This is a genomic window from Propionivibrio sp. (genome assembly GCF_041441355.1).
GTDB lineage: Bacteria > Pseudomonadota > Gammaproteobacteria > Burkholderiales > Rhodocyclaceae > Propionivibrio.
The window spans coordinates 96,929-111,670 of the sequence record NZ_JASDTF010000019.1 but is presented as its reverse complement, the minus strand read 5'-3'; the positions used below and the strand labels follow the sequence as shown (position 1 = coordinate 111,670).

The 14,742-nt window shown below is 64.6% G+C and carries 14 protein-coding genes; 4 read left to right on the top strand and 10 right to left on the bottom strand.

Annotated elements, in window-relative coordinates; all coding sequences use genetic code 11:
* Positions 1-17: 17 nt before the first annotated feature.
* On the bottom strand, positions 18-287 hold the full coding sequence (gene rpsT, locus QMB55_RS06995; protein ID WP_497587963.1) for a 30S ribosomal protein S20: 270 nt from the start codon (positions 285-287) through the stop codon (positions 18-20).
* Between the two features lie 209 nt (positions 288-496).
* Between rpsT and murJ the strand changes: the two genes are divergently transcribed.
* On the top strand, positions 497-2,035 hold the full coding sequence (gene murJ / locus QMB55_RS06990) for a murein biosynthesis integral membrane protein MurJ (protein ID WP_497587962.1): 1,539 nt from the start codon (positions 497-499) through the stop codon (positions 2,033-2,035).
* Between the two features lie 32 nt (positions 2,036-2,067).
* Positions 2,068-2,697 carry a YbhB/YbcL family Raf kinase inhibitor-like protein gene (locus QMB55_RS06985; protein ID WP_497587961.1) on the top strand — a complete coding sequence of 210 codons (630 nt, stop codon included), beginning with the start codon at positions 2,068-2,070 and terminating at the stop codon, positions 2,695-2,697.
* Between the two features lie 98 nt (positions 2,698-2,795).
* On the opposite strand, the gene QMB55_RS06980 is transcribed toward QMB55_RS06985, so the two are convergent.
* The 7 genes from QMB55_RS06980 to QMB55_RS06950 all read right to left on the bottom strand — a co-directional run bounded on the left by QMB55_RS06980 (position 2,796) and on the right by QMB55_RS06950 (position 8,891).
* Positions 2,796-4,856, bottom strand: coding sequence for a sodium-translocating pyrophosphatase (locus QMB55_RS06980; RefSeq protein ID WP_497587960.1), 2,061 nt, complete (start codon positions 4,854-4,856; stop codon positions 2,796-2,798).
* Between the two features lie 147 nt (positions 4,857-5,003).
* Positions 5,004-5,657 carry an adenylate kinase gene (adk, locus tag QMB55_RS06975; protein WP_497587959.1) on the bottom strand — a complete coding sequence of 218 codons (654 nt, stop codon included), beginning with the start codon at positions 5,655-5,657 and terminating at the stop codon, positions 5,004-5,006.
* A gap of 164 nt (positions 5,658-5,821) precedes the next feature.
* Positions 5,822-6,613, bottom strand: coding sequence for a 3-deoxy-manno-octulosonate cytidylyltransferase (gene kdsB, locus QMB55_RS06970; protein ID WP_497587958.1), 792 nt, complete (start codon positions 6,611-6,613; stop codon positions 5,822-5,824).
* Positions 6,610-6,786, bottom strand: a complete 177-nt coding sequence (locus QMB55_RS06965; protein WP_497587957.1) for a Trm112 family protein — start codon at positions 6,784-6,786, stop codon at positions 6,610-6,612. The genes kdsB and QMB55_RS06965 overlap by 4 nt, the downstream gene beginning before the upstream one ends.
* Positions 6,767-7,840 (bottom strand): tetraacyldisaccharide 4'-kinase, encoded by a 1,074-nt coding sequence (lpxK, locus tag QMB55_RS06960; protein ID WP_497587956.1) that lies wholly within the window; start codon positions 7,838-7,840, stop codon positions 6,767-6,769. The genes QMB55_RS06965 and lpxK overlap by 20 nt, the downstream gene beginning before the upstream one ends.
* Before the next feature lie 10 nt (positions 7,841-7,850).
* Complete coding sequence (locus QMB55_RS06955) at positions 7,851-8,267, bottom strand: ExbD/TolR family protein (RefSeq protein ID WP_497587955.1); 417 nt, start codon at positions 8,265-8,267, stop codon at positions 7,851-7,853.
* Positions 8,268-8,282: 15 nt separating this feature from the next.
* Entirely contained in the window at positions 8,283-8,891 is a 609-nt protein-coding gene (locus QMB55_RS06950; protein WP_497587954.1) for a MotA/TolQ/ExbB proton channel family protein, read from the bottom strand.
* Positions 8,892-9,209: 318 nt separating this feature from the next.
* On the opposite strand from QMB55_RS06950, the gene xseA reads away from it, so the two are divergent.
* The gene (gene xseA, locus QMB55_RS06945) at positions 9,210-10,568 is read left to right on the top strand and encodes an exodeoxyribonuclease VII large subunit (protein ID WP_497587953.1); all 1,359 of its coding nucleotides are present in this window, start codon (positions 9,210-9,212) and stop codon (positions 10,566-10,568) included.
* Positions 10,569-10,670: 102 nt separating this feature from the next.
* Positions 10,671-11,258, top strand: a complete 588-nt coding sequence (locus QMB55_RS06940) for a superoxide dismutase (protein ID WP_497587952.1) — start codon at positions 10,671-10,673, stop codon at positions 11,256-11,258.
* Between the two features lie 139 nt (positions 11,259-11,397).
* Here the strand turns inward: QMB55_RS06940 and QMB55_RS06935 are convergent, their stop codons facing one another.
* Positions 11,398-12,021 (bottom strand): redoxin domain-containing protein, encoded by a 624-nt coding sequence (locus QMB55_RS06935; protein WP_497587951.1) that lies wholly within the window; start codon positions 12,019-12,021, stop codon positions 11,398-11,400.
* Between the two features lie 111 nt (positions 12,022-12,132).
* Positions 12,133-14,403, bottom strand: coding sequence for a protein-disulfide reductase DsbD family protein (locus QMB55_RS06930; protein WP_497587950.1), 2,271 nt, complete (start codon positions 14,401-14,403; stop codon positions 12,133-12,135).
* Between the last annotated feature and the right edge of the window lie 339 nt (positions 14,404-14,742).

The following is a 14,742-nucleotide window of genomic DNA, read 5'->3' as shown; positions in this document are numbered from 1 at the left end:
ACCGCGAAGAACCAGGATCAGGCAGCAACCAGCGCCTTGATCTGGGCCGACAGGCGGCTCTTATGGCGCGAGGCCTTGTTCTTATGGATGATCTTCTTGTCCGCGATGCGGTCGATCACCGAAACCGATTCCTGATAGATGCTTTGAGCAGCAGCCTTGTCGCCAGCGACGATCGCCTTCTGCACACGCTTGACGGCCGTACGCAGAGTGGAACGCAGGCTGACGTTGTGGGCGCGTTGCTTGACGGCTTGGCGAGCACGCTTGCGGGCTTGTGCGCTGTTGGCCATGAGTGTCTGTCCCTAAGAAAGCTAATGGGTTAATCGAAAACGCGGGATTATACGGAGAAAGTGCTTGCAACGCAAGGCGTTTTTCAAGCCGCGCCATCGACACGTCACGGACATCCCGCCGGCATGAGCGCATCGCCGGACGCACCGAACAACAAGGAAGGGCGTAGTATTACGCCTCCTGCGCTCCACGCCGCACAACAAAGCACCGCATGAACCTGCTCAAAGCCCTCGTGACCGTCAGCGGAATGACGCTGCTCTCCCGCATTCTCGGGTTCGTCCGCGACTTCGTCATTGCCCGCGTCTTCGGCGCCGGCATGATGACCGATGCGTTCTTCGTCGCCTTCAAGTTACCGAACCTGTTGCGCCGCCTTTTTGCCGAAGGGGCGTTCTCGCAAGCCTTCGTTCCTATTCTCGGCGAATACAAGAACAAGCAAGGCCCCGAGGCAGCAAAGTCGCTCGTCGACCGTGTCGCCACCCTACTCTTCTTCGTCCTGCTCGCTGTAACCCTGCTCGGCATGGCCGGCGCCCCCTTGCTGATCTACCTTTCCGCCCCGGGCTTCGCTGCCGATGCAGACAAGTTCGCCCTAACCGTCGAACTTACGCGCATCACCTTCCCCTACATCCTGTTCATGTCGCTCGTCGCCCTGGCTGGCGGCATTCTGAACTCCTGGAACCGTTTCGCCGTTCCGGCCTTCACGCCGGTCCTGCTCAACGTCGCGTTCATCGGCATGGCGCTCTTCGCCGCACCGCACTTCGCAGAACCGGTCAAGGCGCTCGGCTGGGCCGTTTTTCTCGGCGGTGTACTGCAACTGGCGTATCAGGTTCCCAGCCTGCGTCGCATCGGCATGCTGCCGCGCTTCATCCTTGACTGGCGCGACCCAGGCGTACGCCGCATCCTGAAACTCATGGCCCCTGCGGTACTCGGCGTCTCGGTTTCACAGGTCAGCCTGCTCATCAACACCATCTTCGCCTCCTTTCTCGGCACCGGCAGTGTTTCCTGGCTTTACTACGCCGACCGCCTGATGGAGTTTCCCGCCGGAATGCTCGGCGCCGCGCTCGGCACCATCCTGCTGCCCTCCCTCTCCAAATACCACGCCAACGACAATCACGCAGAATACTCGCGCCTGCTCGACTGGGGGCTGCGCCTGACCCTGCTACTCGCCGCACCTGCTGCCGTGGCGCTGGCAATCATCGCCATTCCGCTGATCACCACCCTCTTCCACCACGGTGCCTTCTCTGCAAACGACGTCTTCCGCACCCGCGAAGCCTTGGTCGCCTACAGCGTCGGTCTGGTCGGGCTGATCCTGGTTAAGGTGCTCGCCCCGGGGTTTTACGCGCGACAAAACATCCGCACGCCAGTGCGCATCGCCTTGATTGCACTGGCGACCACACAGACGCTCAATCTATTGCTGATCGGCCCACTCAAGCACGCCGGACTGGCACTGTCGATCGGGCTCGCCGCATGCCTCAACGCACTCCTGCTCTACCGCGGCCTGCGGCGCCAGGGGATCTACGTCCCACAACCTGGCTGGCTGTTATTCAGCACCAAACTGCTGCTGGCCCTCGGCGTCATGGGCGCCACGCTGTCCTTCATGAGTGGCAACGCTTCTGACTGGCTCAGCTTCGACGCGTTCGAGCGCGTCGCACGCCTCGCCGCCATCGTTGGCGCTGCCGGATCCACATACTTCGCTACACTATGGCTGACGGGCTTCCGTCTGCGTGACTTCCGGCGTCGCGGCGCCGAATAGCCACCACCCCACGCCACACAGGAGAGGACAGCATGCAACTGACCAGCACCAGTTTTATCGACGGGCAGCGCATCCCGGGCGAGTTCGCCTTCTGCCTGCCTGACCCCACCCATCACGTCCGCCTCGGCCGCAACTGCAACCCGCAATTGGCCTGGAGCGACGCGCCTGCGGGAACGCGTTCGTTCGCCGTGATCTGCCACGATCCTGACGTTCCGAGCAAGGGCGACGACGTGAACCAGGAGGGCCGCAGTGTTCCGGCCGACCTGCCGCGCGTCGATTTTTTCCACTGGATTCTCATCGACCTGCCCGCCTCGGTTCGGCAACTCGCCACCGGCGAGTACTCCCGCGAAGTCACCCCGCGCGGCAAAGCCGGTCCAGCCGCACCGCACGGCACCCGCCAGGGCATCAATGACTACACCGGCTGGTTTTCCGGCGACCACGACATGCGCGGCGACTATTACGGCTACGACGGCCCTTGCCCGCCCTGGAACGACGAACGCATGCACCGCTACGTCTTCACCGTCTATGCGCTCGACATCGAACGCCTACCGATCGAGGGGCGCTTCACGGGCGCCGAAGCACGCGCCGCACTGCAAGGCCACATCCTGGCGCAAGCGAGCCTGACGGGCACCTATACGCTGAATCCGAAACTGGCCGACTGAACCCACGCACACCGCAACTCTGGCGCACGAAACCGAAGCGACGCGAAAACAACAAAAAGGGCAGCCCGCAGGCTGCCCTTTTTTACATCAACCGAAGCTTACGAAACCATCGGCAGGATCGGCACGATCATCAGCGCAACGATGTTGATGATCTTGATCAGCGGGTTCACCGCCGGGCCAGCCGTATCCTTGTAGGGATCGCCGACCGTGTCGCCGGTTACCGCGGCCTTGTGTGCTTCCGAACCCTTGCCGCCGAAATGACCGTCTTCGATGTATTTCTTGGCGTTATCCCAGGCACCGCCGCCGGTGGTCATCGAGATGGCGACGAACAGACCGGTGATGATGGTACCCATCAGCAGGCCACCGAGCGCCTTGGGGCCGAGCAGCAGACCGACGATAACCGGGACGAGCACGGGCAGCAGCGACGGCACGATCATTTCCTTGATCGCCGCCGAGGTCAGCATGCCGACCGCGCGCGAGTAGTCGGGTTTCTGCTGGCCGGTCATGATGCCGGGCATTTCCTTGAACTGGCGACGCACTTCCATCACCACCGCGCCAGCGGCCGTACCAACAGCTTCCATGGCCATGGCGCTGAAGAGGTAGGGAATCAGACCACCGATGAACAGGCCGATGATGACCATGTGATCCGACAGGTCGAAGGCAAGGACGTAACCCAGACGGCCCTCAAGGGCGTGGGTGTAGTCGGCGAACAGAACCAGTGCAGCCAGACCCGCCGAACCAATGGCGTAGCCCTTGGTGACGGCCTTGGTGGTGTTACCCACAGCGTCAAGCGGATCGGTCACGTCACGCACGCTCTGCGGCAAACCCGACATTTCGGCGATGCCGCCGGCGTTATCGGTGATCGGACCGTAGGCGTCGAGAGCGACGATGATGCCGGACATCGACAACATCGAGGTCGCAGCGATGGCGATGCCGTACAGGCCAGCCAGCGCGTAGGTCAGGTAGATGGCGACACAGACAGCGATGACGGGCATCGCGCAGGCCTTCATCGAAACGCCAAGGCCGGCGATGATGTTGGTGCCGTGGCCGGTGGTCGAGGCTTCGGCCACGTACTTGACGGGCGCGTAGTCGGTGCCGGTGTAGTACTCGGTGATCCAAACCAGGAGACCGGTGAGGATGAGGCCGATGGTCGCGGAAGCGAAGATGCTCATCGAGCTGATCGTCTTGCCGTCGGCCATGGTCACACCATCGCCCAGCAGCCAGGTGGTCACCGGGTAGAACGCAGCGAGGGCCAGGACGCCGGCCACCGCGAGGCCGCGGTAGAGGGCGTTCATGATCTTGCCACCGTCGTTGGCCTTGACGAAGAAGCAGCCGACGATCGAGGCCAGAATCGAGACACCACCGAGCACCAACGGGTAGATGATCAGGTTATCGCTCGCGCCGTCGACACCCTTGAGCATCATCGCGCCCAGCACCATCGTGGCGACGACGGTCACGGCGTAGGTCTCGAACAAGTCGGCGGCCATGCCAGCGCAGTCGCCGACGTTGTCGCCGACGTTGTCGGCGATCACCGCCGGGTTGCGAGGATCATCCTCGGGGATCCCGGCCTCAACTTTGCCGACCAAGTCGGCGCCGACGTCGGCGCCCTTGGTGAAGATACCACCGCCCAGACGCGCGAAGATCGAGATCAGCGAACCGCCGAAAGCCAGGCCGACGAGCGGCTCGACCGTGTGGTGGAAATCGCCGCCCGCAGCACGCAGGAAGGCGTAGTAGCCGGCAACGCCCAAAAGGCCCAGACCGACGACCAGCATACCGGTGATCGCGCCGCCCTTAAAAGCAACGTCGAGCGCGGCCGAGATGCCCTTACGCGCGGCCTCGGCGGTACGCACGTTGGCGCGCACCGAAACGTTCATGCCGATGAAGCCGGTGGCGCCCGAGAGCACGGCACCAATCACGAAGCCCAGAGCCATCGGCTTGCTGAGGAAGAGACCGATCAGCACGGCGAGCACGGCGCCGACGATGCCGATCATCGAATACTGCTTGTTGAGGTAGGCCGAAGCGCCCACCTGGATCGCCTTGGCGATCTCCTGCATCTTGTCATTGCCTGCGGGCAAGGACACGATCCATTTGGTCATGACCGCCCCGTAAAGGACGGCGACCACCGCGCATGCAAGCGCAAAAAGCAAACCAGCCGACATGTAATCCCCCTATCAAAACCGCCGACCCCCCTGCAAAGGTGCCGGCAAGTCAAACAACTGCACAAATAAACTGCTTACCTCCTCTAGCGGGAGGTAAATCGTTCAATGAGCCGAGAAAAAAACGGCAAAAAAACAAACCCGCCGCGATCAGCCTAAAGCTGCGCAGATGGCCTGTTTGATTTGATCGACGCTGCCCACGCCCTCGATGCGGACGAACTTCGGGGCATTGGCATCGCCCGTGGAAAACCACGAATTATAATACGCAATCAGCGGCTTCGTCTGTTCGTGGTAGATCTCGAGACGACGACGCACCGTTTCGGCCCGATCGTCCTCGCGCTGCACCAGCGCTTCGCCGGTCACGTCATCGCGACCTTCGACCTTGGGCGGATTGAAAACCACGTGATAGCTGCGACCCGATGCCGGATGCACGCGACGGCCGCTCATGCGCTCGATGATCACCGCATCGTCGACGGCGATTTCAACCACGAAATCGATACCAAGCCCGCTGGCACGCAGCGCATCGGCTTGACGAAGCGTGCGCGGAATACCGTCGAGCAGGTAGCCCGGCTGACAGTCCGGGCGCGACAAGCGGCTCTTGACGAGTTCGATGACGGTTCCGTCGGATACCAGCTTGCCGGCATCCATCAGCATCTTCGCCTCGGTGCCGATCAGCGAGCCGGCGCGGATTTCGCTGCGCAGCATGTCGCCGGTGGAAATCTGCGGAATGCCAAAACGTTCACAAAGAAATGTAGCCTGAGTGCCCTTACCGGCCCCAGGCGCGCCCAACAACACGATCCTCATTGCTTATCCCCTCGAAGAGAATTGGAAAAAGACCCCAAAAACAAACCCCTTGGTTCCACTACCATTTCTTCGGTTGAAGCAATCGTGAACTGCAAGCCAACTGTATTGAATGCCACGGTGGAACGAATCTGAATTTTTTGAAAATCTGTTTTTCTGCGTACAGCTTAATTTCCCGCGCACCGTCCTGCAAAGTACGCACGCACGCGTGCCGCATCTTCCGGCGTATCCACGCCAGGCAAAGGCATGTCATCCGCCAAGGTCACGCTGATCCGATAACCGTGCCACAGAGCCCGCAATTGCTCCAGCGCCTCGCACCCTTCGACATACGACGGCGTCAGGTCGGCATAGGCGCGCAAGAATCGCGCACGGTAGGCGTACAGGCCGATGTGGCGCAAGGCCTGGAATCCCGCCGGCAACGAATCACGCCCGGGTGTCCGCGCAAAATGGTCGCGTGCGTAAGGAATCGGAGCACGTGAAAAGTACAAGGCATCGCCATCCGCGCGGCAAACGACCTTGACCACGGCGGGGTTAAAAAATTCCTCAGGCGACGTAATCGGATGCGCGACGGTCGCGATGTCGGCCCCGCTTTCAGCCAATTGACGCGCCGTACGCGCAATCAGCTCGGGATCGATCAGGGGTTCGTCCCCCTGGACATTGACCACGATCGTCTCGTCGTCCCAGCCGCATTCATGGACGACCTCCGCCAGACGGTCGGTACCGCTCGGATGATCGGCACGAGTCAACAACACGCGCAGGCCGCAGGCTTGGACAGCGGCATGGACGTCGGCATGGTCGGTCGCGACTAAAACGTCCTCAGCCCCCGAGGCGAGCGCTCGCTCGGCGACGCGGACAACCATCGGCTTGCCGCCGAGGTCGAGGAGCGGTTTTCCAGGCAGACGGGTGGAGGCGTAGCGGGCGGGGACGACCGCCTTGAATTTCACTGAGCCAGTGCTCATTGTTCGTCAGCAGCCAGCGGGCGCGCTTCGTCGGCGAGCATCACCGGAATGTCGTCACGGATCGGGAACGCCAGCTTGCACGGCTTACAGACCAGCTCGGCGGCTTGCTTGCGATACTCCAGGTTAGCCTTGCAGATCGGGCAGACAAGGATGTCAAGCAGACGCGCGTCCATGGTTGAGTTTCTCCAGTATCGTGGCGAAGAGCGTAGCACCGTCGGGCGCGGGCAGAATTTCCGCAGCCACCGGCAGCACCCATGCGTCGGTCGGCACGGGCAAAGGCGCGCATTTTACCGCATCTTTCTCGGTCATTAGCAGAATCGTTCCGAAATCGCACAAAAGATCTTCGGCAACGTACGCATGATGGTCCGGAAACGCACGCTTTTCAAAGCTTAGCCCCAAGGCCGACAACTGCTTAAAAAAGCGTTCAGGATCGCCAATTCCAGCGATGGCGCACAAGCGCTTGCCCTGCAGATCGGCCGCGGAGCAGCGCCGACCGCCATCGTGCAAATGGAGGAATTGCTGCGCGCGCAGCACCATGTCGAAATTCCGGTCCAGCCCCTCCCGCGACCGCAGCGCGTCGCGCGCCGGCGTTCCCGTGGGTGCGCCATTCCAAACGACGGCATCGACCACACCCAGGCGGGCCAGCGGCTCACGCAAAGGCCCCGCCGGCAGGAGATGACAATTGCCAGCGCCGCGCGCGTCGAAAACGGCGATTTCGACATCCCGCGCCAGGCGGTAATGCTGCAGGCCATCGTCGGAAACAAGGACATCGCAGTCGGGATGCGCAGCAAGCAAGGCGCGCCCTGCCGCGGCGCGATCACGGCCAACGAACACCGGAACACCGCTGCGCCGGGCCAACAGCAACGGCTCGTCGCCGACCACGGCGGCATCCGCCTGCGCATCCACCGCCAGCACCGCGCGCCCATCGCGCGCATAGCCGCGACTAATGATGCCGGGACGTCGCCCAGCCGCACGCAATTGCGCCACCAGCCAGAGCGCGAGAGGCGTCTTGCCGCTGCCGCCGACGGTGAGGTTGCCGACAACAACAACCGGCACCGGCAAACGCTGCGCGGATTTGAGCCCGATGCGATAGCCGAACCGCCTCAAGGCACCGAGGGCGGAAAACAGCCAGGAAAATGGAAGCAGGAGGAACAGCGCGGGCGCGAGGTGGCGCTGGAACCACAATCGCGGCAGACGCTGGACCAGCTTGTCGCCGGACGCGGTCATCGCCGGGCCATCAGCGCGGCGCCTGCGTGGCGAACGAAATGTGCGGATAACCGGCGGCCTGGGCGGCCTGCATGATGTCGACAACGCTCTGGTGCGTCGCCTTGGCGTCGGCGTTGATGACGATCAGCGGATCCTTACGCTCGCCCGCGGCGCGGCGTAGTGCCTCGCTGATCGAACGCACGTCGGCCGCGGCCAGCGGCGCCTTGTTGACCAGCACTTGCCCGCCGGCGGTGACCGCGACATTGACCTCGTTCGGCTGTTCGGCCTGCTTGCTCGAATCGGCGGTCGGCAGGTTGATCTCGATGCCCGAGAATTTGGCGTAAGTGGTAGTCAGCATCAGGAAGATGATGATCACCAGCAGCACGTCGATGAGCGGGATCAGGTTGATCTCGGGCTCATCGAAGCCGCGTCTGCGCTGGAAATTCATGCGCGCTCCCCGACCCTAGGCCCGGCGCTCGCCGTGCAGCACTTCGACGAGGCGCACCGCCTGCTGCTGCATCTCGATCACGTAGCCGTTGACCAGGGCGCGGAAGTGACGCCAGAAAATCATCCCCGGGATCGCGATCAGGAGGCCGAAGCCGGTGTTGTAGAGCGCCACCGAGATGCCGTGCGCCAGTTGCACCGGATTGCTGCCGGTCGGCGACTGCGAACCGAAGATTTCGATCATCCCGACGACGGTGCCGAGCAGGCCCATCAGCGGGCTGATCGAGGCGATCGTGCCGAGCGTGGTCAGATAACGCTCAAGTTCGTGCGCCACGCCGGCGCCCGTTTCCTCGATCGCTTCGCGCATGATTTCGCGCGAGCTGCCAACGTTGCGCAAGCCTGCGCTGAGCACGCGCCCAAGCGGCGAACCCGCTTCCAGATTGGTGACCAAGGCGTCGCTGACGCCGTTCTGGCGGTATTCGGCGACCACGCGCTGCAGCAGCCCGTTGGGCAGCACCTTGGCGCGGCGCAGGGCAACAAGGCGTTCGATGATCAGCGCCACGGCAACGACGGAGGCAAAGAGGAGCGGCCAGATCGGCCAGCCGGCGGCCAGGATGATGTTGAACACGCGAAATTCCCTCGGGATTATTGCAGCCGCAGACTTTAGCGTGCGCGACGGCGCGGGGCAAGCCCCGACCAAAAAAACAGCGGCAACGACTATCCACAAAATCTGTGGATAACAATGTGAGCAAGTTGCGTAAAACCCGGTCGAACCCCGTTAAAGCAAGGCTTCGAGACACTTTGCAAAAAAAAAGAGCATCAAATTAAAGCTTTTATTTTTCAAACACTTAACAACAACACCTTGATGCCACAAGGATTCACGGCACACCCACCCCGCAAACGCCCGCAGGATGTGCATGATTTGACAAACTTGTAGAATTGAAGCATGACTGAAGCCCCACCCTCCCCGGCAAACCTTGCCACGCCTGCGCCCGTCATCCCGGTTTCCCTGCTCAACCGGATGGCACGCGAACGACTCGAATCCGCCTTCCCGCTGTGCTGGGTGGCGGGCGAAATCTCCAACCTCACCTACGCCGCCTCGGGACACGTCTACTTCACGCTCAAGGACGCCCAGGCCCAGGTGCGCTGCGTGATGTACCGCAACCGCGCGCAGCTGCTCGGCTGGCGTCTGGCCAACGGGCAGCGCATCGAAGCGCGCGTGCTGGTCACGCTCTACGAGGCGCGCGGCGACTTCCAGCTCAATGTCGAAAATGCGCGTCAGGCTGGCACCGGCAACCTCTATGAAGAATTCCTGCGCCGCAAGGCCCGCCTCGACGCCGAAGGCCTCTTCGCGCCGGAGCACAAACGGGACTTGCCCGCCTTCCCGCGCCGCATTGGCCTCATCACCTCGCCGCAAGCCGCCGCGCTGCGCGACGTGCTCACCACCCTGCGTCGCCGTGCGCCGCAGGTCGGCGTCGTCCTTTACCCGACGCCGGTGCAGGGCGCCGGCGCGGCGCGCGAAATCGTCGCCGCCCTGCGCATAGCCGGCGAACGAAAGGAATGCGACTTACTGATCCTCTGTCGCGGCGGCGGCAGCCTCGAAGACCTCTGGGAATTCAACGACGAGGCGCTAGCGCGCGCCATCCGCGCCTGCCCGCTGCCGGTGATCAGCGGCGTCGGCCACGAGACCGATTTCACCCTCGCCGACTTCGCCGCCGACTGCCGTGCACCGACGCCGACCGCCGCCGCCGAACTCGCCGCTCCGGCGCGCGACACCCTGCTCGACACGCTGGCCGCACAGCGCCGCCAGCTGCAAAGGCAATGGCAAAGCGCGCTGCAAGGCCGCCAGCAAGCGCTCGACCTGCTCGCCCTGCGCCTCGTCCACCCGGCCGAACAGATCGCCCGCCAGCGGCGCCAACTCGACCACCTGGCGCACCGCCTCGGCGGCGCCCTGGCGCAGATCTGTGCCCGCCGCCGGCAAACGCTCGGCGCACTCGGCCAGCGCCTCACCGTCGCCCGCCCGCAGACCGAACGCGCCGCGCGCCGCCTCGACGCCCTGGCGCACCGCCTCGATGCCGCCGGGCACCAGGCGCTCGACGAACGCCGCGCCAACCTCGCGCGATTTGCCGCCGCCCTGGCCCACCTCAACCCGCAGGCGGTGCTCGAACGCGGCTACAGCCTCGTCACCGACGAGCACGGCGTCATCGTGCGCGACAGTCGCACGCTGGAACCAAACGCGCGCATCGCGGTCTGTTTCAGGCATGGGCGGGCCGAGGCCACGGTCATCGCCACCCAGGACGAATGAGGCGATAAGAATTTTTTCGACCTCCTCTCGCCCCCGGACCCCGGCAAGAAATATCCGCCTGTACTACACTTCGAACACCCGACCTGACGACAAGGAGACACGATGGAACACCAACTGCCGCAACTGCCATACGCCCTCGACGCCCTCGCCCCGCACATGAGCAAGGAGACCTTCGAGTACCACTACGCCAAGCACCATCAGGCCTACGTCACCAACCTCAACAACCTGATCAAGGGCACCGAGTACGAAGCCCTGGACCTCGAAGCCATCGTCAAGAAGGCGCCGGCCGGCGGCGTGTACAACAACGCCGCGCAGGTCTGGAACCACACCTTCTTCTGGAACTGTATGAAACCGAACGGCGGCGGCGCCCCGAGCGGCGCGCTGGCCGCGGCCATCGACAAGAAGTGGGGCTCGTTCGACGAGTTCAAAAAGGCCTTCCAGGCCTCCGCCGTCGGCAACTTCGGCTCGGGCTGGACCTGGCTCGTCAAGAAGGCCGACGGTTCGGTCGACATCGTGAACATGGGCGCCGCCGGCACCCCGCTGACCACCGGCGACAAGGCCCTGCTCTGCGTTGACGTGTGGGAACACGCCTACTACATCGACTACCGCAACCTGCGTCCGAAGTTCGTCGAGACCTTCCTCGCGAGCCTCGCCAACTGGGCGTTTGCCGAGAAGAACTTCGCCGGCTAAGCACGCAGCACAAGTCCTTTCGGCGCAGAACAAAGGGCATCGCATGCGATGCCCTTTTTCTATGCCATGCCCCTGGAAGCGCCATTCCATGCGCCCTCCAGCCGGGCCAGAAGGCGCGTGGATGCTTGATCCTGGCCGATCAGTATTTGATCGTGCAACCGTAAGGCGTCGTCACCGGCTGCGACACCGGTTTGCCGGCCATCACCTCCTCGATCGCCGCCTTGAGGTGATTGCGCGCACCGGGGATGTCGGCGACGTTGGCCGAGCGCTTGTCGTCGATCGCGCCGTTGTAGACCACCGTCCCGGCCGGGTCGATGAGCACCATCTGCGGCGTCGTCTTCGCCGCGTAGGCGCGGCCGACGGCACCCGGCTCGTCGAGCGCCGAATACTCGGGCTGCGACGTCATCGCCACCAGCCAGTCGCGCATCTGGGCTGTGCTCTTGTAGTCCTTGTGCGTCGGCGTCGTCGAATTGATCTGAATCCACACCACCTTGTTCGCCGCGGCGAAACGCTGCGTCGCCTGCATGTTGCCGGCGTTGTAGTGCTTCTGGACGAAGGGGCAGTCGGGATTGACCCATTCGAGCGCCACCCAGCGGCCCTTGAAATCGGCGAGCGCGAACGGCTTGCCCTCCAACGTTTTCAGGCTGAATCCGGGCGCTGGAGAGCCCGGCGTGACTGCCCAAACCACACCGCAAGCCAAGCCCAGCAAAGAGGCCAAAACCCCGCGACGCAGGGGGCTGTACATGTTTTTCAGAACCGACATCAAGGCCTCCTTTGGCAATAAAAACGCATCCACAACGGACTCAACGCTCCAACCCAAGCGACCCAGCGTCGGTCAGGATAACAACGTTCGGCGCAGCGCGATCGCCCGCGCTCACCCCCGCCCTGCGAACGCCGCCGGCGCCAGCCGCAGCAAGGCGTCGCGCACGAGGTCCGCAGTCAGCAACTCGGGCAGTAGCACCGGCGTACCGCGCGGCGGATAGAACACATAGACCGGCACACCGCTGCGACCGAGACGCCCCAGCTCGGCGGTAATCGCCGGATCGTGCAACGTCCAGTCGGCGCGCAGCGTCACCACCCCGGCACGCGCAAAATCCTCCTGCACCCCTGCGCGCGACAGCACCAGGCGTTTGTTCACTTGGCAGGTGATGCACCACGCGGCGGTGAAATCGACGAAGACCGTCTTTCCCGCGGCCTGCGCCTCGGCCACCGCCGCCGGCGACCAGGCCGCCCAGCCCGCGGCTGCCGCCGGCCCCCGCGCCGCTTCCCGGCGCGCCGTTGCTTCCACCGGCGGCTCGAGCGCCTCGAGTTCGAGCAACAACACGCCGATCAATCCCACCGCTGCCAAGGTCGCCGCCAGGCGCAGCCGCGCCCCAGCCCAGCCGAGCACCCACGCCAGCAACGCCAGACTCAGCAAGGCCGCGCCGAAGAACGCCAGCCCGTTGGCGCCGACCTGCTCGACCAGCACCCAGGCCAGCCACACGACCGTGGCATAGAGCGGAAAGGCGAGAAACTCCTTCAAACGCTCCATCCACGGCCCCGGGCGTGGCAGCCTGGCCTGTGCCGCCGGCCAGGCGGCGAGCACGGCGTAAGGCAGGGCCATGCCCACCCCGAGGGCAAAGAACACCGCCAAAGTCGCCGGCACCGGCAGCACGAAGGCCGCGCCCAGCGCCGCGCCCATGAAGGGCGCCGTGCACGGCGAAGCGACGAGAACCGCGAGCACGCCCGAAAGAAAGGCATCGGCCAGCGGATGCCGCAAGCGCCAAGCGCCAGGCACGTCCTGCGCCAGCGTGGCCACGGGCAACGCCCCAGAGAAGGACAAGCCGAACGCGAAGAAGAGCACCGCCATGCCGCCGACGAAGGCCGGCGACTGGAGCTGAAAGCCCCAGCCGAAGGCGTGCCCGGCAGCCCGCAAAGCCAGCAGGAGAGCGGCCAGCGCGACGAAGGAAAGCACCACCCCGAGCGCATAGCAGGCGGCATGCCCCCACGTCGCGCGCCGCCCCGCGGGCGAGGCGCGGTCTTCGTGCCGGACCAGCGACAACAGCTTGATCGACAGCACCGGGAAGACGCAGGGCATCAGGTTGAGCAAAATCCCGCCGGCAAACGCCAACCCGAGCGCCAGCCACATGGGCGGCGGCGCCGAAGGTGGGCGTTCTGCCTCCGGCGCAACGCCCACCGCCGCCGGACGGATTGCCCCGGGCGCCGCGCCGTCGATCGGCACCTCCACGGCAAATGCGATCGGCGCCTGCGCCGCCTCCGTGCGACCGACGAGAACACCAGCCAGCGTCGTCCATTCGCCGACCGGCGTGTCCGCGCCGCTCAGGGTCAGCGCATAACCCCCGACCTGGGCGCGGAACGCCTGTGGCGCCGCGGCCTGCATCAAGCCTTCGCCGTACGGGAAAAACGCCGCCTCGTACAATCGCGGCGCCCCGCGCGGCGCGAGCACATCAACCGCCACACGTCCGTCGTCGACGCGCGCCATCACCCGCCACCCTTCGGGCGGGCGCTCGGCCGGCACGCTGCGGCGTTGCGCGGCGAACACGCCCGCCGTTTCGGATCGTGCTTGAGCACGCTCCTCCGGCGGGCGGACCGGGATCTCAAGCGCGAAACGCCCCTCCTCGGGGATGCACGAGGCCTCGCACACCAGCCATTCGGCCGCCAGCTCCACCGGCAAGCTCTGCCCGCGATAACCGGCCGGCACCTCGATCGGCAGGCTGAGCAGCACTGCGTCCGAATAGCCGAAATTGACCAGCGGCCCGACGGCGATGCGTTCCGGGGCCGGCCACTGCAGCGCGCCGACCTCCACGCCCTCGGGCAGGCGCCAGGTGAACACTGGCGGGTAACCCGAATCGCCTGGATTGAGCCAATACACGTGCCACCCGGGTGCCAGTCTGAACTGCAGGCCGAGCCAGAGCGTTTCGCCCGGACTCACTGCCTCGCGTTCCGTCAGCAGGCTGACCGTGGCGCGCGGCGAAGTCACGCTCACGCTGCCTCCGGTGATGGCTGCAGGCGCCACGGCGTGCGCTGTCGCCGTTGTTGCCGCGACCGGCGCCGACACGACCGTACGGGGGAGGCCGGCGAGCGCGCCCACAACGAGCAGGCTGCGGAACGCGAAGGCGCAAAAGGAAAAGAAACGCAGACGCATGCTTTCCTCAACGGTAAGGGATACGTTCTCCAGGCCGGACGCAGCGTTGATCCGCTTCAATCGTGCCGAACCTCCGGCGCATCACAATCGACGAGCCGGGCCGGACTGTCAACGCCCAACCGGCACCTGGAAGGCCGCCGGGCATGACCCGCAGCTCACGCTTCGCAATCGAGTCGACGACGGCACCCGGGTTCCCTTCGGCAGGCGGCGCTTCTGTCGTCCCGAGCCCCGTCCCGATGCGCGACCCGAGGTCTGCCGCTGCGCCGACCTCGCCGATCACGCCGATCGCACCGCCCTTGGCGTGCCTAAACCGTGCACAACTTGTATACTAGTTTCCTT